This window comes from Halomonas sp. TG39a (assembly GCF_000744395.1).
Taxonomy (GTDB): domain Bacteria; phylum Pseudomonadota; class Gammaproteobacteria; order Pseudomonadales; family Halomonadaceae; genus Vreelandella; species Vreelandella ventosae_B.
In genome coordinates this window covers 850,249-874,051 of record NZ_JQLV01000001.1, presented here as the reverse complement: position 1 = coordinate 874,051, position 23,803 = coordinate 850,249, and the positions used below count along the sequence as shown (strand labels likewise).

Annotated in this window: 27 protein-coding genes; 7 read left to right on the top strand and 20 right to left on the bottom strand. The window is 55.1% G+C overall.

Annotated features, from left to right (window positions below; all coding sequences use genetic code 11):
• Positions 1 to 89: 89 nt before the first annotated feature.
• A complete protein-coding gene (locus U738_RS03830; RefSeq protein ID WP_035577483.1) occupies positions 90 to 512 on the bottom strand; it encodes an OsmC family protein in 423 nt (140 codons plus the stop codon).
• A gap of 197 nt (positions 513 to 709) precedes the next feature.
• On the opposite strand from U738_RS03830, the gene U738_RS03825 reads away from it, so the two are divergent.
• On the top strand, positions 710 to 1,615 hold the full coding sequence (locus tag U738_RS03825; protein WP_035577481.1) for a DMT family transporter: 906 nt from the start codon (positions 710 to 712) through the stop codon (positions 1,613 to 1,615).
• Here the strand turns inward: U738_RS03825 and U738_RS03820 are convergent.
• From U738_RS03820 to U738_RS03795, 6 genes are all read right to left on the bottom strand, one after another.
• Positions 1,569 to 2,417 (bottom strand): MOSC domain-containing protein, encoded by an 849-nt coding sequence (locus tag U738_RS03820; protein WP_035583156.1) that lies wholly within the window; start codon positions 2,415 to 2,417, stop codon positions 1,569 to 1,571. The genes U738_RS03825 and U738_RS03820 overlap by 47 nt on opposite strands.
• Positions 2,418 to 2,508: 91 nt before the next feature.
• The gene (gene gntR, locus U738_RS03815) at positions 2,509 to 3,504 is read right to left on the bottom strand and encodes a gluconate operon transcriptional repressor GntR (RefSeq protein WP_035577479.1); all 996 of its coding nucleotides are present in this window, start codon (positions 3,502 to 3,504) and stop codon (positions 2,509 to 2,511) included.
• A 120-nt stretch (positions 3,505 to 3,624) separates the two neighbouring features.
• A complete protein-coding gene (locus U738_RS03810) occupies positions 3,625 to 4,152 on the bottom strand; it encodes a gluconokinase (protein ID WP_035577477.1) in 528 nt (175 codons plus the stop codon).
• Positions 4,153 to 4,169: 17 nt separating this feature from the next.
• Entirely contained in the window at positions 4,170 to 5,450 is a 1,281-nt protein-coding gene (locus U738_RS03805; RefSeq protein WP_035577475.1) for a TRAP transporter large permease, read from the bottom strand.
• A 2-nt stretch (positions 5,451 to 5,452) separates the two neighbouring features.
• Complete coding sequence (locus tag U738_RS03800; RefSeq protein ID WP_035577472.1) at positions 5,453 to 6,046, bottom strand: TRAP transporter small permease; 594 nt, start codon at positions 6,044 to 6,046, stop codon at positions 5,453 to 5,455.
• Between the two features lie 70 nt (positions 6,047 to 6,116).
• Positions 6,117 to 7,190 carry a TRAP transporter substrate-binding protein gene (locus U738_RS03795; protein ID WP_035577470.1) on the bottom strand — a complete coding sequence of 358 codons (1,074 nt, stop codon included), beginning with the start codon at positions 7,188 to 7,190 and terminating at the stop codon, positions 6,117 to 6,119.
• A gap of 207 nt (positions 7,191 to 7,397) precedes the next feature.
• On the opposite strand from U738_RS03795, the gene U738_RS03790 reads away from it, so the two are divergent.
• Together U738_RS03790 and U738_RS03785 are read left to right on the top strand one after the other, a co-directional pair.
• Positions 7,398 to 7,841 carry a MarR family winged helix-turn-helix transcriptional regulator gene (locus tag U738_RS03790; protein WP_235208630.1) on the top strand — a complete coding sequence of 148 codons (444 nt, stop codon included), beginning with the start codon at positions 7,398 to 7,400 and terminating at the stop codon, positions 7,839 to 7,841.
• 120 nt (positions 7,842 to 7,961) lie between these two features.
• Positions 7,962 to 8,396: an organic hydroperoxide resistance protein gene (locus U738_RS03785; protein ID WP_035577466.1), complete on the top strand. Its 435-nt coding sequence runs from the start codon at positions 7,962 to 7,964 to the stop codon at positions 8,394 to 8,396.
• A 15-nt stretch (positions 8,397 to 8,411) separates the two neighbouring features.
• Here U738_RS03785 and U738_RS03780 read toward each other — a convergent pair whose 3' ends face one another.
• Positions 8,412 to 9,107 (bottom strand): aspartate/glutamate racemase family protein, encoded by a 696-nt coding sequence (locus tag U738_RS03780; RefSeq protein WP_035577463.1) that lies wholly within the window; start codon positions 9,105 to 9,107, stop codon positions 8,412 to 8,414.
• Positions 9,108 to 9,212: 105 nt separating this feature from the next.
• Between U738_RS03780 and yghU the strand changes: the two genes are divergently transcribed.
• Complete coding sequence (gene yghU, locus U738_RS03775) at positions 9,213 to 10,085, top strand: glutathione-dependent disulfide-bond oxidoreductase (protein ID WP_035577461.1); 873 nt, start codon at positions 9,213 to 9,215, stop codon at positions 10,083 to 10,085.
• A 116-nt stretch (positions 10,086 to 10,201) separates the two neighbouring features.
• Here the strand turns inward: yghU and U738_RS03770 are convergent, their stop codons facing one another.
• The 12 genes from U738_RS03770 to U738_RS03715 all read right to left on the bottom strand — a co-directional run bounded on the left by U738_RS03770 (position 10,202) and on the right by U738_RS03715 (position 21,934).
• A complete protein-coding gene (locus U738_RS03770; protein ID WP_035577460.1) occupies positions 10,202 to 10,519 on the bottom strand; it encodes a DUF6693 family protein in 318 nt (105 codons plus the stop codon).
• 78 nt (positions 10,520 to 10,597) lie between these two features.
• A complete protein-coding gene (locus tag U738_RS03765) occupies positions 10,598 to 10,918 on the bottom strand; it encodes a hypothetical protein (RefSeq protein ID WP_035577459.1) in 321 nt (106 codons plus the stop codon).
• Positions 10,919 to 10,968: 50 nt separating this feature from the next.
• The gene (locus tag U738_RS03760) at positions 10,969 to 11,958 is read right to left on the bottom strand and encodes a lipid A deacylase LpxR family protein (RefSeq protein WP_050713745.1); all 990 of its coding nucleotides are present in this window, start codon (positions 11,956 to 11,958) and stop codon (positions 10,969 to 10,971) included.
• 250 nt (positions 11,959 to 12,208) lie between these two features.
• A complete protein-coding gene (locus U738_RS03755; protein WP_035559495.1) occupies positions 12,209 to 12,748 on the bottom strand; it encodes a YaeQ family protein in 540 nt (179 codons plus the stop codon).
• Between the two features lie 69 nt (positions 12,749 to 12,817).
• On the bottom strand, positions 12,818 to 13,507 hold the full coding sequence (locus U738_RS03750) for a glutathione S-transferase family protein (RefSeq protein WP_035577458.1): 690 nt from the start codon (positions 13,505 to 13,507) through the stop codon (positions 12,818 to 12,820).
• A 51-nt stretch (positions 13,508 to 13,558) separates the two neighbouring features.
• Positions 13,559 to 14,176: a LysE family translocator gene (locus U738_RS03745; protein WP_035577457.1), complete on the bottom strand. Its 618-nt coding sequence runs from the start codon at positions 14,174 to 14,176 to the stop codon at positions 13,559 to 13,561.
• 118 nt (positions 14,177 to 14,294) lie between these two features.
• The gene (locus U738_RS03740; protein ID WP_035577456.1) at positions 14,295 to 15,068 is read right to left on the bottom strand and encodes an enoyl-CoA hydratase/isomerase family protein; all 774 of its coding nucleotides are present in this window, start codon (positions 15,066 to 15,068) and stop codon (positions 14,295 to 14,297) included.
• A gap of 116 nt (positions 15,069 to 15,184) precedes the next feature.
• The gene (locus U738_RS03735) at positions 15,185 to 16,033 is read right to left on the bottom strand and encodes a 3-hydroxybutyryl-CoA dehydrogenase (protein WP_035577454.1); all 849 of its coding nucleotides are present in this window, start codon (positions 16,031 to 16,033) and stop codon (positions 15,185 to 15,187) included.
• A 36-nt stretch (positions 16,034 to 16,069) separates the two neighbouring features.
• Positions 16,070 to 17,701 (bottom strand): acyl-CoA synthetase, encoded by a 1,632-nt coding sequence (locus U738_RS03730; RefSeq protein ID WP_035577452.1) that lies wholly within the window; start codon positions 17,699 to 17,701, stop codon positions 16,070 to 16,072.
• Between the two features lie 123 nt (positions 17,702 to 17,824).
• A complete protein-coding gene (locus tag U738_RS03725; RefSeq protein ID WP_035577450.1) occupies positions 17,825 to 19,612 on the bottom strand; it encodes an acyl-CoA dehydrogenase in 1,788 nt (595 codons plus the stop codon).
• A gap of 123 nt (positions 19,613 to 19,735) precedes the next feature.
• Positions 19,736 to 21,109 (bottom strand): MFS transporter, encoded by a 1,374-nt coding sequence (locus tag U738_RS03720; RefSeq protein WP_035577448.1) that lies wholly within the window; start codon positions 21,107 to 21,109, stop codon positions 19,736 to 19,738.
• A gap of 180 nt (positions 21,110 to 21,289) precedes the next feature.
• Positions 21,290 to 21,934 (bottom strand): class I SAM-dependent methyltransferase, encoded by a 645-nt coding sequence (locus U738_RS03715; RefSeq protein ID WP_035577446.1) that lies wholly within the window; start codon positions 21,932 to 21,934, stop codon positions 21,290 to 21,292.
• Between the two features lie 40 nt (positions 21,935 to 21,974).
• Here U738_RS03715 and U738_RS03710 point away from each other — a divergent pair, with 40 nt between their 5' ends.
• The 3 genes from U738_RS03710 (at position 21,975) to U738_RS03700 (ending at position 23,798) form a co-directional block, all read left to right on the top strand.
• Positions 21,975 to 22,358: a VOC family protein gene (locus tag U738_RS03710; RefSeq protein WP_035577443.1), complete on the top strand. Its 384-nt coding sequence runs from the start codon at positions 21,975 to 21,977 to the stop codon at positions 22,356 to 22,358.
• 115 nt (positions 22,359 to 22,473) lie between these two features.
• On the top strand, positions 22,474 to 22,854 hold the full coding sequence (locus tag U738_RS03705) for a DUF4870 family protein (protein WP_035577441.1): 381 nt from the start codon (positions 22,474 to 22,476) through the stop codon (positions 22,852 to 22,854).
• Between the two features lie 2 nt (positions 22,855 to 22,856).
• Complete coding sequence (locus tag U738_RS03700; RefSeq protein WP_035577437.1) at positions 22,857 to 23,798, top strand: lysophospholipid acyltransferase family protein; 942 nt, start codon at positions 22,857 to 22,859, stop codon at positions 23,796 to 23,798.
• Positions 23,799 to 23,803: the final 5 nt, after the last annotated feature.

Genomic DNA, 23,803 nt, shown 5'->3' with positions numbered 1-23,803 from the left:
AAAATAATTAAAAATGCCGCCACATCAATCAATGTGGCGGCACCATAACTTATGCTATTAAAAAACGTAAGCTATCAAAAAGCTTATCGTCAGCCTTTTAATTTAGCCGTCATACTTACATCTGCATTAAGAACCTTGGAAACAGGACAGTTAGCTTTAGCCGTTTCCGCTGCTTCCTGAAAAGCGGCATCGTCGGCGCCGCTTATCTCAGCCACAACGTCCAAGTGAATTTTCGAGATATCAAACCCGGCATCGCTTTGGGAAAGAGTCACTTTGGCGCTGGTTTCGATAGAATCAGCGGTGTAGCCTTTCTCGCCCAAAATCATTGACAGGGCCATTGAGAAACAGCTGGCGTGCGCCGCGCCAATCAGCTCTTCGGGGTTGGTACCTTTTTCATCTTCAAAGCGCTTGCTGAAGGAGTACTTGGCATCTAAAACGCCACTTTCGGTTGAAACGGTGCCTTTACCATCCTTGAGACCACCTTCCCAACGTGCGCTAGCTTTACGATCCATGAACAACTCCTTGTGTGTGCCAATATGCATAGACATGTTGTCAGACAGGGCCTAACGACGGTTGCCGCTCGACCACCTAACCAGCGTAGCTGATTTTTTACGGTTTTGCTGTCCCCGCATGCTCAATAGCTTCCATCCCCCTCTATTCAGCCGTAAGCTAGTTAGCTACCTAATTGATTAGACGTTAAGGACTCACCATGTCGTCGGCTGATACGCTGCGCTTGATACTGCTCTCTTCGCTATGGGGGTTGTCATTTATCTTTATGCGCGTGGCCGCCCCCGAGTTTGGCGCAGTGCCGCTAGTGTTTGTGCGCATGGGGATTGGTGCCCTGCTCTTGGTGCCGCTGCTGATCAGCCTGCACTATCTGCGACTCATCTGGCAGCATAAGGGGCCGCTGTTATTGTTAGGGGTGGTCAATCATGTATTGCCTTTTTCACTACTGGCGCTCGCCACCACACAACTTGAGGCGGGCTTCACTTCACTGATTAACGCCACCACGCCGATTTTCACTGCGCTGCTTGGCGCGCTGTTCTTCGCTACCGCGATACAGCGCCAGCAGTACGTGGGGCTCGCCTTGGCGCTACTGGGTGTTTACATACTGTCTGCCAATCGGCTCGACTTTGCCCTGGGCGGGGACGGCTGGTTTATTTTAGCCGCCCTGGGGGCGACGTTTTGCTACGGCATTGCGAGTAACTACTCCAAAACGCGCCTGAGCCACCTACCGGCGCGTGTGCTAGCCGCAGGCAGTAGTGCCATGTCGGCACTTGTGCTGCTGATTCCCGGCATATTGCTGTGGCCAAACGACCCGATCAGCCCTTTGGCGTGGGGTAACGCCCTGGCTCTGGCTGGGCTCAGTACCACGCTGGCCTTCCTGCTCTACTTTGGCTTGCTCGCCAGCGCGGGCGCCACGGCTACCTCAACGGTGACCTTTCTGGTACCGGTTAGTGCGCTGATATGGGGCTATTTATTGCTTGGCGAAACCCTGAACCTACAGATTATCGCCGGGATGGTGATTACCCTGATCGGCACGGCCATCGCCACCAAATTACTGCGTATCAGGCGTCGCGAATCGTCACCACCAGTCTATCCCCCACACGAATAACGCTGTCTGCACCTTCAAGCAGCGTGGCGTTTTGGCCAAAGTACGCACCTTTTTGGGTGGGTTGAGTATTGAGCTCAATCAACGTTTTCAGCGGCTCTGCAGGGGCAGGCACTGCCGCCGTATGCTGATCAATGGTGGTGACTTTGCAGCGTTTACAGGGCTTACGCAGCGCCAACTGAAAGGCTCCGCTTTGCTCGGCCAGCGTTGCCCAACGATCCTCCGCCCACGCCTCATCGCTCTTTATCACGATATTGGGCCGAAAGCGGTTCATGGGTACCGGCGCCTGTCCCTTCGCTACCAAAGCTTGATTAAGAGCATCTAATGAGCCCGTGGTGGCAATCAAAAAGGGGTAGCCGTCGGAGAAGTAGGTATGCGCCGCGCCGCCATCCAGAAAATCCTCTTCAACGGCACGGGTAAACTCGGTGGCAAAACGCACCATGCTAAGCCCTTGGGCCTGTTCGCCCAAGGCGGCAACCAGCCAGCGCGAGACTTCTTCGCTCTCCGGCAGCGCTTTGCAGTGGTCATTCCACACGCTAACCAAGCGCAGATTTCCCTCAGGCTGGGTCAGTGGCACGTTCAACGGCTCGACATTGGGATGTGACAACACTAAGTGTTCGTCGGTCAGCGCGACCTCGACGGTGGCCAGCGCCGGGAGTTGGCGCTGAGTAACGAAACGCTGCTGCGCATCCACCAGCATCCAGCGCCGATCCCAGGCTAGTCCGTGCTCATGCACAGCACTGTGGGCAAGGCTGATGCCCTTGAGCGATTTAACGGGGTAGATGTTGAGTTGAGTAATCTGCACGGTGGCCTCGCGACATATGTAAAACACTACTTTAGCCACTCCCAACATTCGCGGCTACTCGAAAACGCGCCGCTTTGCTAACACCGCTGTACTAGAGCGTCATGCCTGCTTCGATGCGATAGCCCAAGTCTACTACTTGTTGGGTCAACGGCTCACCGCGAAGCCGAGCAAGCAGCTCCCCCGCTGCAGCTTCACCAATAGCCTGACGCGGGGTGACCACGCTGGCGAGCCGAGGGGTCATCACGTGCCCTACATCGTGGCCGTGGAAGCCGGCCAGTGCCATTCTCCCAGGCACATCAATGCCGCGCCGCAGGCACTCGAAGTAGGCGCCTACCGCGACGTCATCGTTAGTACAGAATAGTCCATCCGCAGTAGGGTAATCGGCAATCACCTGTTGCAGCAGCGCCGCCCCTACGCTGTACGAGGAGCGCTGAGTGCTTTGCAGAGTAACGGGCGTTAATGAATGCTCTTGCATGGCTTGGCGATAGCCCAGTTCGCGCTGGCGGGTACGCTCATCCAAGCGCACCGCTAGATAAATCACCTGGCGGCGACCGCGTCTGATCATCTCACTCACCATGTCGTACGCGGCTTGGACATTGTCGTAGCCTACGGCCTGCTGCAGTGGCGGGCGGTGGGTGTCCATGATTTCCACAATCGGGATACCGGCGGTTTCCAGCATCCTCAGGCTGCGCGGGGTATGGTCGCGATCCGAAAGAATGATTCCGTCGACGTTATAGGAGAGCAACGAGGCGAGGCTGCGCTCTTCAAGCTCGGGGCTATAGCCATAGTGAGAAAGCATCAGGTGATAGCCTGCCGGTTCCGTTAGCGTTTCGATACCGAGGATCACATCGGCGAATACCTGGTTGGTGAGCGACGGCACCAGAACTCCGATGGAGTGGCTGGTCGACCTGGAGAGTAAATCCGGCGCGCGGTTGGGAATATAGCCAATCTGTTCGGCAATCGAGAAGATGTGTTCACGCAGGCCTTCCGAGACGGTTTCAGGATCACGCAGGCAGCGGCTTACCGTCATTTTGGTAGCCCCTACGTGGTCGGCTATATCCTGTAGGGTGGGGCGTTTTTTCTTCAAAAAGTGACTGCCTTATGCAAGGTGTAAGCATTGTGGCCTACCTGAAAGAGGCGACCCCAATGCCCATTATCTCCTTTAATTTACTGTCCTTTAACTTACCTCCCTTGCGCTTATTTTCCTCTAAACGGACGAGCGGCTGGGCGGCGGCAGCGTAGCAGCAAATTGCGTCACGATCTCTTGGGGTGATAAGGCGATTGAGGCATTGAAGGCCTCCTCTTCACTAGGCGGCTCCAGGTCGGCCAGTTGACTGGCCAACATGGTATCGCCTTTAAAGAAGTGGCCTGCTCGGGTTTCAAGCCTTTCAAGCAGTAGCTCCCGGCTGCCCGCTAAATAGAGTATCTGCAGGGCGGGGTCGCCTTGTCTCAGCCGATCGCGGTAGCGTTTTTTCAACCCCGAGCAGGCAATCACCAGCGACTCTCCCCTTGCCCGATACTCGGCGAACAGCGCTGCCAAGGTATCCAGCCACTCGCTCCGGTCATCGTCGTTAAGCGGCGTACCACTGGCCATTTTGGCCACGTTGGCCGGTGAGTGATAATCGTCACCGTCAATAAAGGTCGAGCCCAGGGTGTCTGCCAGCTGCTGCCCAACATGTGACTTCCCACAACCAGACACGCCCATCACTAAAATACGCTGCGAGAGGTTCTTCACAGAGGCTCTCCTATTATTTAATTGCCGCGTACGGCAGTAAGATCAGGCAGCCAAGTGACGATACCGGGGAAAGCAATCAGGATCACTAGCACGACCAAAAGCGCCGCGTAGTAGGGCAGCATGGCTTTGACCAGCGACTCCATGGAGACTTTACCTACACCGCAACCCACATAGAGGCAAGTACCCACCGGTGGCGTTAATAGCCCGATGCCCAATACAAAGGCCATCAGAACACCGAAGTAAGCGGCATCGACGCCCACTGAGGTCACAATGGGTGCAAGCATAGGCGCCATGATCACCATCGCCGGGGTTAAGTCCATTACGAATCCCACCAAAAGTAGCAAAGTTGCCACAATCAGTAGCAGCATAAATGGGTCCTGGGTGATCGCCTGCACTTGGCTGACCAGGGTCTGCGGCACCATATTGATGGTAAGAAACCAAGCAATAACCGTCGCGAACGCCAGCAGCATCATCACCATACCGGTCAAACGAGCAGTGCGAATCAGCATACCGACCAGCTCTTTAAGCTTGAATTCGCGATAGACCACCAGCGAAATAGCCAGCGCATAGAGCAGGGCCGCAACGGCCGCCTCGGTCGCGGTAAACACGCCAAAAATGATACCGCCAATCACAATAACCGGAAGCACTAGTGCCAGCCAGGCAGCTTTAAAGGCTTTCCAGAGACGATCCCAGCGAAACTGCTGCACGCCACCACCATCCTTTTTAGCAAGAATATAGGTGGTCACCATGAGTGCAAAGCCAATCAACAGGCCGGGGATGATACCGGCGATAAACAGGCGGCTAATGGAGGTTTCGGTGACAATGCCGTAGAGAATCAGTGGAATTGAGGGTGGAATAATGATCCCGATCACCGACGAGACGGTATTAATCGCGGTGGCATTGGCCGCCGTGTAGCCCTGCTCTTTCATAGAGGGAATCATCATCGCACCAGTGGCAGCCGTATCGGCCACTGCAGAGCCACTGATACCGCCAAAGAACATCGAGCCGGTAATCGCTACCTGTCCCAACCCGCCGCGCATAAAGCCGACCAAGGCAGCCGCCAGTTCCATCAAGCGACGCGCGATACCGCCATTACTCATCACCTCGCCAACTAAAATAAAGAACGGGATCGCCAGCAGCGGAAAGCTGTTCACCCCGCGAATAGACTGTTCGATCATGATCGACAGTGGAATATCAGAGAGTACTGCCATCACCAACGCTGCAACGCCTAAACCAAAGGCAATCGGCAGCCCAATAACGATGGAGGCCAATAAAATGGCCAGAAAAATCCATAACATGATTAGCGCTCCCGCTCAGGGTGGCGAATAACGTTCAGGCTGACCCACATCCGCCACATCGAAACCACCGCAATAAAGATAACGCACAGCACCAGCGAAAGGCTGATCAAACTCAGCGGCACGTTCATAATCGCTGAACGCCCACTAGAGCGTGCCAGCACTTGGTAGCCGCCCCAAATCATTACCACCATCAGGCCGGTAATAATCAGGTGCTGCAGCAGATAGAGCATATGCGCCAAACGCAGCGGCAGGCGCCGCACCAGTGCGTCAACGGCAATATGCTCGTAGCGGGAAAAAGCGGCAGCGGCGCCGATAAACACCAGCCATATAAACAGCATGCGCGCTAGCTCATCCGCCCAGGGCAGCGAGTAATTAAACAGCGCACGCCCCACCACATTGCAGGAAACGGACACAATCAACGCCACTAAAATAGCGCCGATCAGATACTCCATCCCTAAGGTCAGCCAGCGGAACAGGGCTGGCCCTTGCCGGGTGTCGGTATCGATTTCCAGTGATTTGCGGTTGGGATCATCCAGATACACCGAGGGGTCTTCAATCGGCGTAGACGTATTGGGGGGTGTAGAGGAGAGTGACATAGGAACTCCAGGGCACTGACGCGTCGGGCAGGCGCAACGGCCTGCCCGAGTCGTGCGCTAAACGTAAGGTTTAGTTGCTGCTCTCTTCAACAATCTTTTGAATGTCGGCGATCAGGTCTTCACCAATGCGCGGCGCCCACTCTTCGTATACCGGCTGAACGGCGTCTTGGAACGCGGCTAACTGCTCGTCGTCCAGGCGGGTAATTTCCATACCACGCTCTGCTAGCTGGTCGCGAGACCAATCATCGTATTCAGCAGAGAGCTGAATTTCGTACTCTGCGGACTGGCGCGCGGCTTCCTGCACAAGTGCTTGATACTCAGGCGCCATACGATCCCAGGTACGCTCGGAAAGCATCATGATAAAGGGAGTATAGACATGACGCGTCTCGGTGCCGTAATCCTGCACTTCGTTAAAATTAGAGGTCAGGATGGTGCTCCAAGGATTTTCCTGGCCATCAACAACGCCCTGCTCCATCGCGGAGAACAGTTCACCAAACGCCATTGGCGTGGGGTTAGCGCCTAACGCTTCCCAAATCGCCAAGTGCACCGGGTTTTCCATAGTGCGAACGCTTAAACCGCGCACATCAAGACCGGCAACGTCGTCAGGGCTAGACACCGGGCGAGCGCTGTTAGAGAGCTGACGATAGCCATTTTCAGAGAAGGCCAGCGCCTTCAGACCGGTACCTTCAAAGGCGTCTAGCATGCCCTGAGCCACATCGCTCTGCATAACCGCCACGGCGGCTTCACGGCTAGGCAGCAGGAAAGGCAGGTCGAAGGCCGCCAGCGCTTCGACATAGCCCGTAGTCGCTGAGCTAGATGGATAGGTCATGTCCAGCGTGCCGGTTTGCAGCATTTCCAGCATTTGCACGTCGTCACCTAACTGGCTGTTAGGGAAAACGTTAACCGTGATACGGCCGTCGGTGCGCTGCTCCAGAATCTCACCAAAGTATTGACTGGAGAGGAACTGAGGTGAGCTTTCCGCAAGACCAATGCCCATGCGCAAAGTATGCGAACCGTGATCGCCGACTACATCGCCTTCTATCTCAGGCGGATCAGAGAGCTCAGGGCTTTGAGCATGAGCCATACCCAATGTCAGCGTGGTCGCGCCGACGAAGGTCAGTGTGTTGCGCCAAATAGCGGTCATAGCGTTATCTCCAAATACTCATTGTTGTTTATAGCAAAACTTAAAGACCGGTAAATTGTTACCGGTAACATTCAGTAAGCGAAGGCTAGCCACCTGCCCTGTGCGTGTCAAAACAAAACTGCCAACTTACGACCAACGTCTAGGGATAGCCACTAACTGCTTCCCGCGCTACATTAGGCGATGTATTTCGGATCGGAAACCATACTTGTGCAACCATCTTGTAGCGAATTAGAGCTCGATCACCAGCTTTGCTTTGCGCTCTATTCAACCTCGTTGATGATGACCAAAGTTTATAAGCCCCTACTCAAAGAGCTGGGGCTTACTTACCCGCAATACCTGGCCATGCTGGTATTGTGGCAAAACGATGGCATCACAGTAGGCACTATGAGTAAGCGCCTACTAACCGATCCTGGCTCACTGACGCCGCTGCTAAAGCGTCTTGAAGCCGATCAGTTGTTGAATCGCAAACGCAGCCATGAAGACGAACGCGTGGTTGAGCTTTATCTCACCGACAAAGGCAAAGCATTGCGCGAACAGGCATACCATATTCCTAGCTGTGTAGTGCATGCCAGTGAGCAGTCGATTGAGGCACTGACCACGCTGAAAGAGGATTTGGTGCTACTACGCGATAGCCTCCAAAAAAACCAGTAACCCTTCGTTTCTTGGCGAAGGGCTTCGATTTTTATTTGTCATTTATATTGCGCGCAAAATAAAGCTGCGCTAAATTAAAAGCGCAAGTTCATAATTATTAAAGCTAACAGGAGATTCAGAATGACGACGACCACTATCGAGAACGTTGTTTACCGTGCCCATGCTACCGCTACGGGTGGCCGTGAAGGTCACGCCAAATCATCCGACGGCGCGCTGGATGTCAAACTCAGTACGCCTAAAGAACTGGGCGGTGCAGGCGGTGATGGCACTAACCCCGAGCAACTCTTTGCCGCTGGCTACTCGGCCTGTTTTTTAGGCGCCCTAAAACACGTGGCGAGCCAGGAAAAAGTAACGCTTCCCCAGGACACGAAGATTGATGGCCATGTGGGTATCGGTGCCATTCCGACCGGCTTTGGTATCGAAGTTGAGCTAAAAATCAGCCTGCCCGGTCTTGAGCAAGACGTTGCCCAGCAGTTGGTCGATAAAGCCCATGTTGTCTGCCCTTACTCCAACGCCACCCGTGGCAATATTAACGTCACCCTGACACTGGTCTAAGCGTTATTAGTTGGATTAATCACTGAGTGCCCACACCACCGCTTTCTGAGCATGCAGAGCGGTGGTGTCGTAAAGCGGCACTGAGGTATCGCGCTGGCTCACCAGCATGGCGATTTCGGTACAGCCTAAAATTACCGCCTGGGCTCCTTGGGCATGCAGTGAATCGATGATGGCCAAATAGCGCTGTCGTGAGTCATCTTCAATGCGGCCCTGGCAGAGCTCTTGGTAAATGATCTGATGAACGACATCGCGCTCGGTCTGATCCGGCACGACGACCTCAATGCCGAACTGTTCTTCTAAGCGGCCGGTATAAAAGTTCTGCTCCATGGTAAAGCGCGTACCTAATAAACCGACGCGCGTAATGCCGTCCGCGGTGAGTTGTTCAGCAGTGGCATCGGCAATATGCAGCAACGGAATCGTAATCGCCTGTTCAATAGCGGGTGATACCTTGTGCATGGTGTTGGTGGCAATCAGCAGACAGTCGGCGCCCGCTCGCTCGATGCTTTGGGCAGCGCTGGCCAGCAGATTTCCAGCAGCGTACCAATCACCCTGCTGCTGCAGTGCTTCAATTTCGGCAAAATCGACGCTAACCATCACGATCTTAGCCGAATGAAAGCCACCTAGCGCTGCTTTTACGCCCTCATTTAAGGCTCGGTAGTAGCCTTGGGTAGATTCCCAGCTCATGCCGCCTAGCACACCAATAACACGCATCCGCCACCTCATTTGGGAAAATGAACTACTTTATTATCAGGCTAAGCACTAGCTAACCCTTGTAGCCGCTTTGTCACCGATAGAATATTTATAGCGAGGAAACTAATGAGCGACAACACCTATACTCCCCCGAGCGTTTGGAAATGGGAACCTGGCAACGGCGGTAAATTTGCCAACATCAATCGCCCCATTGCCGGCCCGACCCATGAAAAAGCACTGCCGGTGGGTAAACATCCTCTGCAGCTTTACTCCCTTGCCACGCCTAACGGCGTCAAGGTCACCGTGATGCTGGAAGAACTGCTGGAAAGAGGTGTAACAGGCGCCGAGTACGACGCTTACCTGATCCAAATTGGCGAAGGCGATCAGTTCAGCAGCGGCTTTGTCGAGGTGAACCCCAACTCCAAAATCCCCGCACTCATGGATCACTCTACTCATCCACCTCAACGGGTATTTGAGTCCGGCGCTATCCTGCTTTACTTGGCTGAAAAGTTTGGCGAATTTTTACCCAGCGACCCGGCGAAACGTACCGAGTGCCTCTCCTGGCTGTTCTGGCAAATGGGCAGCGCCCCGATGCTAGGCGGTGGCTTTGGCCATTTTTACGCCTACGCGCCGGAGAAATATCAGTACCCGATTGACCGCTACACCATGGAAGTAAAGCGCCAGCTTGATGTACTTGATCGCCATTTGGCGGAAAACCGCTTTATGGCGGGCGATGAGTACACCATTGCCGACATGGCGATTCACCCTTGGTACGGCGCGCTGGTGAAAAATCGCGTCTATGAAGCGGCTGAATTCTTGGAAGCCCACACTTACAAGAACGTTCTACGCTGGACTGAAGAGATTGATGAGCGCCCAGCCGTTAAACGCGGTCGGATGGTCAACCGCTCCTTTGGCGAGCCACACGAGCAGTTGCACGAACGCCATGATGCCAGCGACTTCGAGCTCAAAACGCAGGACAAACTGACTGATAGCGAGTAAGTAGCCACCAAAAAAAAGGGCCTACGCTTGATCTCTCAACGTAGGCCCTCATGGATGCTAAACACGGGGTTGCTCTCTTTAACGCTATTCAACCCGCGAGTTATTCAAAGCGCGAGTTATTCAAAGCGCGAATTATTCAAAGCATAGTTCCAAACCCGATAGAAGTAGAAAATATACCCTAAGCCAAAGGTGACCAGTGAAATCAGCATCCATAGGATGATGTGGCCGACATTGCTGAATAGATTGATATCGCAGACCATTTTTCGCTCGACGCCAGTGCTGGCATCCACTACCGACGTGCGATTAATGACGAACCGCGCAAACGAATAAGGGAAGAAAAATAGCGCTATGCCAAGCGTGATAATACTCAACACCACCCAGACAAGTAGATGGCCAATGATATCTAGAATGGAGAGGTCTGCTTTGATCTTCACAGGTTGCCCTTAGTATGCGTGGAAAGCGGCAGAGAGTAACACCGCAAGCCCCAACCGTGAATTATAAATTAATATAAATTAGGGGAGCTGCCCCCACCACTCGGCATAGGAACTGTTATGGGGCGCCAAACCGCCTTCATCGGGGGCGTCATCATCCCACCATACCGGGCCACGCTCTCCAAGGGCTTCTTTAGCGATTTGCACCGCGTTGCGGGCTTGGCGCAGCGCGTCTTCATCATCTTGCTGCTGGGCTGATCTAACCGCTCGACGGGCTTTCATCAATGCTTTGATATGGATGCGCTTTTCATCTTCACCTAAGCCCGGGTCGGTGCAGCGCCAAAGCCGGTTTTTGGCGACAAAATAGCGCCCATCAGGGGTGTGGGGGTACTTGTTAGCCATAAGAAATACTCCTTTCCCGTTGGGCGCTTCTACTCACCTCACCTAACCGTTTAGAAGCGCTTAGATAGGGTGATAGAACCGAATTTATCCTGCTCTTCCTGGCCATCGAATTCCCGAGAGCGTTGAACAGCCGCGTAAGTCACCTGCCAATCTTCCCAGGCCAACGCCAGCCCTGCTGATACGTCGCCTACCCACTCTTTGCGATCAACCGAGTGGCTATTTCTGAACGTATTGCCATCAAGCGTCAGGTTTTGCGCCATATAGTAACCATCGACGCTGGCAAACAGGTACCACTGCCAGCCCTCTTTAGCGGTCAAATGGTAGCGACTGCCGGGGTTTGGCGTCAGCGTAGGTATGCCGGGCGCCTCATCGCCCCAGCGAACGCTATACCCAGCACTTGCGTAGGTGTAGAGGTTGCCCAAAGCGGCGCTGACACTAGGGCCATGGGCAAACTGCTTGCCGATTAATGGGGAGCTGTGCCACCACTGGCGCCGCATGGCTACGTTGACGATCGCTTCATCGCCAAGCTGATTCTTCCAGCCATTGGGGCGATCACTATCGGTCACCCTGTGTACCTCACGCTGAATACTATCGGCAAGTGACGAGGGCCCAACCAAACCAATATCCAGATGCAGGTCAGTCGCTTGTCGCCAGCTCCCCATGGGCACATCTTCATAGAGCGATATACCTCCGTAAACAATCCCTGCGTAGGGGCGATCATCTTCGATCAACCCACGCTGCTCAATATTGTTGGGCGTATAAATTTGATGCACGAGCCGGAAAGCGGCCATATCAGCGTTGCCAATGAGGCTATCGGGCAAAGCAGTCGCCAGGCGCTGTGTCCAGCTTTGCGCTTCGGGTTCAAACGCCCAATTGAGCTCAAAACCGCTGGTAAAGTGGCCATCATCACTACTGGCCATGCCATCATTTTCGTGCTTAATCGAGAGGACGCTATCGTTGGCCTGCGCCAGCGTCGACAGCAAGCTTACGACAGCCACTAGCGGGAATAGCTGCCATCGTAAAGGGGTCATTGCTTTCATTACTCGTTCCTTGAGATTTTTCTAGGGAGCGTTTTTGGAGGCTGCTTTTTGATGAATATCAACAAACATTGTTGATTGTATGTAATTGTGCAAAAAGATAGCAAGCATACTTTTGCAAATTTCTACGCAAAAAGGCTAAAACACTAAAAATTAAGGATGGCTCATAGGCCACCCTTATGCTGTTGATTGCTTAGATTTATAGCGTAGTCGACTAGACGAAAGTTGGTAGGCTAATGATCAAGAATAATCACTATCTGTCACGCAGCAGCCACTGCGGGGTAATTTCATGCTGACCGTTTTCATCGGTAATAAACAGCGAGCCTTCGCTGATCATTACCGCCCAATTGATAGCCCTTGGCAAATCTTTAGCGATGGTTGCGAGCGCCTCTTGGGGCAGCCCCGCCACGTGCACATTTTTCAGCGATGCCACATTGGCGAGTACTTTGCTCTCCCATAGGTCTACCCGACCGTAGGCTAGCAGCGTCACGCGCTCGGCCCGGCGCGAGCACCAGGTGATACGCTCAGCATCCGGCAAGCCTACTTCAATCCAGTGCAGCAAACGCCCATCTAAGCTTTTCTCCCATAGCGCTGGCTCGTCCACATCGGAAAGCCCGCGCCCGAAGGCCAGCGTTTCGCTGTACCACAACACATAAGCCAGTAAGCGGGCGGTCATGCGCTCTTCGGTCTCTGAGGGATGACGAGCCACGGTAAAGCGCAGCGTTTCATATACCCCGCGATCCAGGTCGGTCAGATTAATATCAACTTTGTAGGGCGTTGCGCTAAGAGCCATGGACGTTTCCAAACGAAATTTGCGTCAGTGTACCCGATGCTGGGTACCCCTGGTGAATTGCCAAGTGGGTTAAAGTTTACGGTGATCAGCTGTTGCTTGGCCATTTTTCAGCGTATCAGTCTCATGCATGGGCTCGCGCCAGGGCTCCTCAAGCGCGGCTTGATACCAGGCTTGCATGGCAGGCAGTGCTAATAAGTGCTCAACATACGCCTGGGAAGCGTCACTGAGCGGTAAGTTGAACGTCTGCACGCGAAACGCCACGGGCGCATAAAACGCATCGACCGCAGTGAAGCCTTTGCCTGCTAAAAACGGCCCACCAAAGCGTTCAAGCCCCTGCTGCCATAGCGTATCCAGGCGAGCCACGTCGGCTTTGAGCTTGGCCGACAAGCTATTTAACGCCACTCGCATGCCACAGTTCATTGAGCATTCGTCACGCAGAGCACTAAACCCGCTGTGCATTTCGGCAGTAGCTGAGCGCGCCCAAGCGCGGGCGCCCTTATCGCTCGGCCAGACGTTAGGGTATTGCTCAGCCAGATACTCGACAATCGCCAAGGAGTCCCATACCGCCAGCTCGTCATCCACTAAACAAGGCACTAAGCCCGAGGGTGAAAAGCGGATAAAGGTGTCGTGGCTCGCACCGGTGCCCCCTTCAAAGGGCATTAGATGCTCGTTAAACGGAATTTCCAGTGCCTTCATCAGCACCCAAGGGCGCAGCGACCAGGACGAGTAATTCTTGTTGGCAATATACAAATCAAACATGCAGCGCTCCTTATATGAGGGTAAACAATTCGCCGGTTTGGGCAGGCATCCTTAACGCGCCACTTGCGCCAGCGTGTTACCGCCCAGCCCCATTAATACGCCACCGCCAATGCGCTGAATCAGCCGGGAAGAGCCGTGGGATTTTTGTAGCCATTTACGTAAGGGGCTCGCCAGTAGCACCACCACGACATCCGCAGATGAAAACAGCACATTGGTGGCAATCCCTAGCCAGAGCAGTTGCCAGGCCACCGGCATCGCGCTTTCGGGCTGCACAAACTGGGGCAGAAAAGCGACAAAGAAGAGCGCTGTTTTAGGGTTGAGCACTTCCACTAGAAAGCTATCGCGCAGCACGCGTTTAGTGGTGGCCAACGGAACTTCATCGCCTTGGGCACGGATACCCTGCTGCCATAGGCGCAGCCCCATCCACAGCAAGTAAAGCCCACCGATAATTTTCATGGCGATATAGGCAGGCGGAATCGCCGCAAACAGCAGCGCCAGGCCAAGAGCGGCGGCAATAACGTGGACATAGCAGCCTATATGCACTCCCAGAACCGCTAACCACCCTGCTCGTCGGCCACGCCCTAGGGTTTGCGCTGCGGTGTATAGCATCGCAGGCCCTGGAAGATAGGCAAAACCAAGCGCGGCGAAGATAAATGCGGCCCATTGCATCGTGGCAACTCCGAAGAGATTAGTAGTAAGAAGCCTTTGAGAATAAAACGGGGGTGGCGCAAGCGCCACCCCCTAAATAAGCAAAACTGGAACGAATAAAGCTGTAATTAATAAAAGCCTAGAAGTTAGCTTTACGCTTCTCGATAAAGGCCGACATGCCCTCTTTCTGCTCGTTACCGGCAAAGCAGAAGGCGAACAGGCTGGTTTCCAGCGCTAGCGCGCTGTCCAGGTCTTGATCTAACCCGTCGTGAACAGCTTGCTTGGCGCCACGCACCGATTGCGGGCCGTTACCCTTGAGCTGCTTGGTTAACTCTTCAACGTAGTTTTCTAGCTCCGCTTGCGGCATTACCCGGTTCACCAAACCGATACGTAGCGCCTCTTGGGCGTCGATTTTGCGCCCGGTGGTGACCAGATCAATCGCCATGGCAGGCCCGACGCGGCGTGGCAGGCGTTGTGTACCCCCAAAGCCAGGAATGACGCCCAGCAGCACTTCCGGCTGGCCGAAGACGGCGTTCTCGCTGGCTACCGCCCAGTCGCAGGCCAGCGCCAGTTCGCAGCCGCCGCCAAGGCAAAACCCGTTCACCAGCGCGACCACCGGCACGGGCAGTGTCTCTAGGCGTTTAATGGTACGCAGCGCCTGGCTGGCAAAGGCCCGCGCCTCTTCTGGCGTTTTATCACGCATTTCGGTGATATCAGCACCGGCTACGAAGGACTTCTCGCCCGCGCCGGTAATCACTACACCGCGTAGGCTGGGGTGAGACTCAAGTTCTACTAAGTGCGCTTCCAGCGCGGCAAGCACTTCACTGTTAAGGGCATTTAGCGCTTTAGGACGATTGATGGTCAGCTGTACCATCCCATCGTTATCAACCTTCTCGATGACTGCTTCGCTCATAGCGGACTCCTTATTTGATTTGTTATTGAACATTAAGTGAACACCACCCAACCCTAGCGAACGCTTGGTTGAGTGGCAATAACTTCTTTACGCCACGCTCTTTACGTCAGCGCAAGCTAATCGTAGTGATAAAAACCACGCCCGCTTTTACGCCCTAGGTAGCCCGCTGCAACCATGCGTTTGAGCAAGGGGCAAGGGCGATATTTGGGGTCGCCAAAGCCCTCTTGAAGCACCTCCATAATCGCCAGGCAGACATCCAGGCCGATCAAGTCCGCCAGCGCTAACGGCCCCATGGGGTGAGCCGCGCCGAGCTTCATGGCGTTATCAACCGCTTCAGGGGTCGCGGTGCCTTCCTGCACGATAAACGCGGCTTCGTTGATCATGGGCACCAACAGGCGATTGACCGCAAAACCCGGGGCATCGCCAACCGGCACGGCGGTTTTGCCCAGCGCCGTAGCGAGCGTTTCAATTTCAGCCACGGTCGCGTCCGAGGTCTGCTCCGCACGAATGACTTCCACAAGCTTGAGCACCGGCACCGGATTAAAGAAGTGCATACCCACTACGCGCTCGCGGTGCTCGCACACTGCCGCTAGACGGGTGAGTGATAGCGAAGAAGTGTTGGAGGCCAGAATGGCGGTACTGCTCAACTGGCTGAGGTCACGAAACAGCTTCTCTTTGAGTTCGGGTTGTTCTGGAGCTGCTTCGATAATCACCGCGCAGTCGCTTAGCGCGTCCAGCTCGGTGGTGGTGGAGAGTCGTGCCAGCGCGGCGTCTTTATCCGCCTCGCTAAGCTTGTCTTTAGTGACGAGCTTGCCCAAGCCTTTATCGATATTCGCTTTAGCACGGCCAAGCTGCTCCTCGGCCACATCGTAAAGGCGCACGTGAAAGCCACTAACAATCGCCACTTGGGCAATCCCCTGCCCCATGGTGCCTGCGCCTACAACGCCAATAAGTTGGTCGCTCATACACTCTCTCCTCTATCGATTATCAACATTAGGCGATTATCCATGCTGCTTGGCTTCTTCGCGCAAAACGAATTTTTGGATCTTGCCCGTTGAGGTTTTCGGCAGCTCGCTGAAGATGACCGTTTTGGGGACTTTGTAGCCCGCCAGGTGTTCGCGACAGTGGGCGATAATATCCGCCTCGGTGACTTCGCCATAACCGACTTTAAGCTTCACAAAGGCACAGGGCGTCTCCCCCCACTTCTCATCAGGTTTGGCCACTACCGCCGCCTCTTCAACCGCAGGATGGCCGTAAATCGCGTCTTCTACTTCAATGGTGGAGATATTTTCACCGCCGGAAATAATAATGTCCTTAGAGCGGTCTTTAATCTCGATATAACCATCCGTGTGCCACACCGCCAAATCGCCGGTGTGATACCAGCCACCGGCCAGTGCCTGTTCGGTGGCCTCAGAATTCTTTAAGTATCCTTTCATGACATTGTTGCCGCGCATCAGTATCTCGCCCATGGTTTTGCCATCTTTGGGGACGGGCTCCATGGTCAGCGGATCGGCAACGCAGAGCGCTTCGAGCATATGGTAGCGCACGCCCTGGCGGGCCTTAATTTTGGCCCGCGCTTCAATGGGTAGTTCATCCCACGCCTCACGCCAGGCGCACACCGTTACCGGGCCGTATACTTCGGTCAGGCCGTATACGTGGGTGACCTCAATGCCTAGCTTTTCGACCCCTGAAATCACTGAGGCTGGCGGCGCAGCACCGGCGGTGGTCACTTTCACCGGGTGATTAAACTCGCATTTGTCTTCAGCCGGTAGATTCACCAGGCCATTAAGAATAATCGGCGCCCCGCTGAAGTGGGTGACCTTTTCATCGGCGATCAACTGCATGATCTTTTTGGGATCAACGCGGCGAAGGCAGACATTCACCCCGGCGTTGGCGGCAATCGTCCAGGGAAAGCACCAGCCGTTGCAGTGGAACATCGGCAGCGTCCACAGGTAGATCGGGTGGTGGGGCATTGCCCACTCCATGATATTGCTCACCGCATTGAGATAAGCGCCGCGGTGGTGATAAACCACGCCCTTGGGCTTGCCGGTGGTGCCAGAAGTGTAGTTGAGCGAGATCGCATCCCACTCATCGGCAGGCAGTTGATAGGCAAAGTCAGCATCGCCCTCGTTAAGCAACGCCTCGTACTCAATTTCCCCGATGCCCTTAGCCTCGCCAAGAAACTCACTGTCAGCCACATCAATGATCAGCGGCTTTTGCTCTAGCTTGGCAACCGCTTGTTGGATGACCTCGGCAAATTCGGGGTCGACCAGAATAGCTTTCGCCTCGCCGTGCTCGAGCATATAGCTGATCGCCTCGGCATCCAGGCGAATATTCAGCGTGTTTAATACACAGCCAGCCAGCGGCACACCGAAGTGCGCTTCAAACATGGCGGGAATATTGGGCAGCATCGCCGCGACGGTTTGGCCCGGCTGAATGCCCCGCTTTTCGAGTGCAGAGGCAAGCTGGCGGCAGCGCGACCAGGTTTCGCCCCAGGTGCGTCGCGTGCTGCCATGTACCACCGCCGGGTAATCGGGATAGATCGACGCCGAGCGCTCGATAAAGGTCAGCGGGGAAAGGGGTACATGGTTGGCTACGGTTTTGGGTAAGCCTTGCTCGAAAATAGCGGTCATGGTCGGCTCCTGGCATTGTGGAAATCGTTGTTATTAAAAGCGATCGTTTTAAATAGTCGTTTTGATCGTTTGGAAACAACACCGCCGCCTCAAGGGGCGGCGGCGCGAAGCTAAACATTAGCGTTAATGAACCTCAAAATCGCTTAAACACTGTATACCCGCCTCAATCACGGCGCGCTGAGCACGGCCTACCGGCAGCCATTGAGTGATCGCAAATTCTGCGCTGCGCATCTTGGCCGTATAGAAGGGATCATCGCTGCCGTTGTTAAGGGCTGCTTGGGCACTAAGCGCCGCCTGACCCATTTGCCATGCACACAGCACGTGACCTGCCAAAGTGAGAAACGGTGTGGCGTAGGCCTGCACCGCATCCGCACCGTTGTCAGGATCGCTGCCTTGTTCCAGCACCATCGCTTGGGCGGCTTTTAAATCTTTCAAACCTGCGTCCAAGCCGCGGCCCAACGCTTTAAGTGCCGGGTCGGCGTTTAACTGCTCCACGGTGGCGGCAACCTCATGCAATAGTGCAGTGAGCGCTTCGCCGTTGTCGCGCTGGAGTTTACGGCCTGCCAAATCGAGCGCCTGGATACCATTCGTGCCTTCATAGATGGGGGCAATGCGCGCATCGCGCAGCAGTTGGGCGGCGCCGGTCTCTTCCACGTAGCCCATCCCACCGTGTACCTGAATCCCCATGGAGGCGATGTCTACCGCTTGATCGGTAGAAAAGCTTTTGATCACCGGAATAAGAATATCGGCGCAGGCTTGGGCAGCCTGGCGAGCATCGTTACTTTCAGCGTGGCGGGCGGTATCCAGCTCGGCGGCGCAGTACAACGCCAGGGCACGCAGCGCATCGGTGCGTGAGCGCATGGAGAGCAGCATACGGCGCACGTCTAAATGATCGCTGATGGTGCATTCAGCGCCGCCCCGCGTTTTTGGAGAGCGCCCCTGACGACGCTCCAGCGCGTAGGCAAAGGCGTGCTGGCAGGCGCGTTCGGCCACGCCAATGCCCTGAATACCGACTTTGTGACGCGCTTCGTTCATCATGGTGAACATATGGTTCAGGCCACGCCCCTCTTCACCGACTAAATAGCCAATGGCGCCACCATTTTCGCCAAAGCTTAGGGTGCAGGTAGGCGAGCCATGAATGCCCAACTTGTGCTCAATTGAGGCGCAGGTGACGTCGTTTCGCTCACCCAGAGAGCCGTCGTCGTTAACTAGAAACTTGGGCACCAGAAACAGCGAGATGCCTTTGTTGCCTTCCGGTGCGTCAGGCTTGCGGGCCAGTACCAGATGGATAATGTTTTCGGCGGCGTCGTGCTCGCCCCAGGTGATATAGATCTTCTGACCACTGATGCGGTAGTGGTCGTTTTCAGGTACGGCGCGGGTGCGCACTTGGGAGAGGTCCGAGCCCGCTTGGGATTCGGTAAGGTTCATGGTGCCCGTCCAGGTACCTTCCACCAGCTTGGGCAAGTAAGTCGCTTTTAATTCATCGCTGCCGTGGTGGGCCAGCGCCTCAATGGCTCCGGCGGTCAGCATAGGGCAGAGCCCTAGCGCCATATTGGCGCCGTGAAGCATCTCTTGAACGGCGCTGGCGACGACTTCAGGCAGGTTCTGACCGCCCAACGCCTCGGAGACGCCAATCCCGTTCCAGCCGCCGTCGACATACGCCTGATAAGCCGCCGCGAAGCCTTCCGGGGTCGTTACACTGCCATCGCTAAGGCGCTTAGCTCCCTGGTGATCACCACTCTTATTGAGCGGGCCCCAGACGTCGCCGGCTAGCTTTGCGGCCTCTTCAAGCACCGCCTCGACCAAATCCGGCGTGGCTTCTTCAAAGCCCGGCAGGCTGAGCGAACGGTGCGCTAATAGCTCTTCGAGTACAAAGCGCAAATCGCGTACCGGTGCGACGTAAACATTCATGGCGAACCTCGGGCTGAAAGTTAAACAATTGTTTGAAAGTATGCCCTAGATAGTAGTAATACTCTCTCACGTGCACCATTAGCCCAAGGTATCACCCGCTACCAATAACGTCTCCACTCGGTTTTATTTTCGCTCATTTGCTTGCTCCACATCATCATAGTAGGTGATATGGCTTTCATCTTCTGCGGGCGGCCCCACCACCGGTTCGGCGGCGTCGACGTCCCATACGGCATCGGACAGGTCCTCCAAGTGCTCATGCTCCAACGCGCCCTGCATCAACTCTTCGGTCACCACCAGCTCAGCACCTGCAGCGGTCATCGGCGTCGTAGGCGTAAACGGCGCCACGGGCACCGGCGCTGGGCGCACGCTGCGGCGCCAGGAGAAGAACATTAAGAAGAATAGGCTGAGTGAACCGAAAGCCCAGAACAGGCCCGCATCGCCCATCACGGTCATCACCGGGGAGATCATCAGCGGGCTGATCGTGGCGCCAATGGAGTTGATCAGCAGTAGCCCCTGACTCATGCGCACGAGTGCCCCTGCGGGGGCACGGTCGGCGGCGTGACTCACTGCCACCGGGTAGAGCGCGAATACTCCACCGCCGAGCAAGAACAGCAGCAGCGCCAGCAGTGGCGTCGAGAGCGGCAGCCAAAGCATCGCCGCGGAGATAAGCACACAGAAACCGCTAATACCGATCAGCACCATTTGCCGATCATGGCGATCCGACCAGCGGCCAATCGGGTACTGCAGCAGCATGGCCCCCATAATCACCACGGCCATCATCTGCCCAACCTGGCTGACACTCATGCCATTTCGCTGTAGGTAGAGTGGCAGTAGCGTATACGCCGCGGCAACCACCATCCCAGAGCCTAAGCTGCCCATTACACCGGTGGGCGTCAGGGTAATCAGGCGATGCGGAGGAAGCGGTTCGGCATGTTCCATAATTGGCGATACGCGAGGAATCATCGCCATGGGCAGCACAGAGAGCGAGGCCAGCAGGCCGATCACCATAAAGGGCGCGGTGACGCCCATAGCGTTGGTTACCCCCAGCAGCAGCTGACCCAACACACCAGCGGCATAGAGCGAAATCATATACAGCGCCAGCAGGCGGCCACGGACTTTTTGATCACCGGAGGTGAGTAGCCAGCTCTCAATAACGAGATAAACCCCTACCGTGGCCCAACCGCCAATTAGGCGCAGTACAAACCAGGCCCAGGGGTCGAAGAACAATCCCTGCAGCAGCACCGTGACGGCCACTAGTGAGGCAAAACTGCCGTAAGCGCGAATATGGCCAATGCGCAGCAACAAGCGGTCATTCACCATTGCGCCTAAGGCCAAGCCGATAAAGTAAGCCGACGAGACAATGCCGATGACCGTGGCCGACTCACCAGCGGCATCCAGACGCACGGTAATTAAGGTGGCGAGAAAACCGTTGCCAATCCCGAGAATAAAGAGCCCTAAAAGGGGCGCCAGCGCCATGGCTAGCAGTTGCCGCGACATGAAAACCTCGTCTTGCCTAAAAGTGGTGAAACAAAGGGCTGAAAACAGGCGTAAAAACGCTACTAAGCGTGTCCACAGAAACCGTCATCTCACCTGGCACATCGAGTCAGGCCGGGATAGCGGCGCGCAATTATTGCCCCCAAGCGGGCAAAGTCAATGCTTTTCTAACGTTACAATTATTCACGATAGCGTTTTGTGTAGAATAACCGTGTCAGGCCCAGGAAATTCCACTACTAAACTATTCTTTTGTGCCCACCAACGAAAGGTCTCCTCACTAAAAAAGCTGATATGGGTGGGGTCGCTAATATAGTGCCAGCGGGCAAACGCCTCCGGCGAAGTGACGCGCTTGGTCATTAAGCCCAGATAGCCACCTGGCGAGAGCTGAGCCGCCAACTGCGTAAGCACCTTGCCGGGCTGCGCCAAGTGCTCAACAACTTCTGTGGCGGTGATAAAATCAAACGTCTGGGTGAGAACCGAGGCATCAGGGGCATAAAAAGGGTCGTAGATGGCCATCGGGAGGCCCCGCTCGGCGAACATCACCGACAGCGCTGGCCCCGGTCCAGAGCCAAAATCGAGGCCGCGGGCGTTAGGTGCAAGCTTCGCTAACAGCGGGGTAAATAAACGCCCTAAGAAGCGTCGGTATCCCGTATCATGCGGCGAGTTTTGATGTTTATCGTATTCGGCCTTTTCTGCAGCGGCGCTCAAATGATGCTCGGGGGGGACAAATACCAGCTCGCACGTGGCACACTGGTAGTAGTCACGACGCCTATCCTGGTGGTAGAGCGCAGTAGTGGATTCCGCGCATAGCGGGCAGCGACGCATCATCGTATTCTCTGGTTTATCGTTAGGTATTAAGGAAGGTGGCATGCTATCAGGTCTGGATCATCTTGTTGTTACCGTGACCGACATGGGTCGCGCAGTCGATTTTTATTCACGTGTTCTTGGCTTAGACGTCCGCTATCGCGATGCTCAACGGGTCGATTTAATGCTCGGAGATACGGCGTTACGCCTGCATCAAACCGATACCGACATTGCCCCCATTTCAGCAACGCCTACGCCTGGCAGTCTGGATCTATGCCTGCGTTGCCAATTGCCGCTGGATGAGTTCAAGCAGCATTTGGATGCCCTGGCGATTGAGGTTGAGTTGGGCCCAGTCGCCCGCCAAGGCGCCAATGGGCCGATCGAGTCGATCTACCTACGCGACCCGGATGGCAATTTGCTAGAGATTTGCCGCCCCGCCTCACGCTAATGCTAAGTCTAATGAATCAAGGTATTATATGTCGCGCTTAAACAGCGCGAACTGATGTGCCATAGGCATCTTCACCCACTTAAGTATTTATACAGATTGAACGAAAGGAAACATTATGCTTGATAACGAAACTGATTCCCCACTCGAAGGCAACGTCGTCAGCGAAGAGCAAAAATCTCAGCCCGACACCACCATGGCGATGGTTATCTATGCGCTCTACCTGGCCAGTTTTCTCCTTGGCGTTACGTCGATTATTGGTGTGGTTATTGCTTACGTCTATAAAGGCAAAGGCCCTACGTGGTTGGACGAACACTACCGCTATCAGATTCGTACGTTTTGGATAGGTTTTGTATACGGCACTATTTGCACGGTGTTGCTCTTTGCAGTGATTGGTTTCCCACTTTTTGTGGCACTAGCTATATGGTTTATTATCCGCTGCTTTAAAGGGCTACAAGAGCAACGCGCGCCCTCCAGCGTAGACACTTGGTTGATTTAACGATGGCACCACAGGGGGCTAATAACGCTCGGCGTTTTTCCAAAGCCAGCGCGAGCGCGATCAGCTGGCTATGGCGTCAGTTGTCACGCTGGCCACTTGCGCGCCTATGGCGTATTGCTTCGGCGCTCGGCCCCCTGGTTTACCGCTTTAATAAGCGTGAGCGCTGGGTAACCGATCGCAACTTAGCGGTTGTTTACCCAGACCTCTCCATTGCTGAACGTAAAACCCTTGGTCAGCACAGTTTACGCCACTCAACGGCTACGATGCTGGAGCTGGGGCACGCCTGGATGGCGGAACCAAACAAGGTAGAGACCAGCATTTTAGCGGTACACGGTCGCGACAAGCTCGATAACGCCCGCACCGAAGGCCGCGGCGTGATTGTGCTTGCCCCCCACTTCGGCAACTGGGAGGTGCTTAACTTTTGGCTCTCGAGCCATTTCCCTTTCACCGCCATGTACGAGCCACCCAAAATCACTGCCCTCGATCCTGTGATTCGCCATGGTCGCGAGCGCATGGGGGCTAGCCTGGTGCCCACCAACCCCCGCGGTGTGGCGGCGCTGCTTAAAGCGCTGAAACGCAGCGAAGCGATTGGCATACTCCCCGACCAGGAACCCGACTGGGGCAGCGGCGTTTTTGCACCGTTCTTTGGCCGCGAGGCCTACACCGCCACCCTGCTACCGAAACTGGTCGCCCGGACTCAGGCACGCGTGGTCACAGGCGTCGCGCTACGTATCCCTGGTCAAGGATTTGAAATCCATTTTTTGGATGCCGACGAGCGGGTCTATAGCGACGATGATGTGCAGTCTGCCACCGGTGTGAATGCCAGCGTGGAGGCCGCGATCAACTTGGCGCCTGCGCAGTATCAGTGGGAATACAAACGTTACCGCAAAGTGGCGCAAGAGCAGCAAAACCTCGCCAACTTTCGCGACTATCGTCTTTACTAACAAGG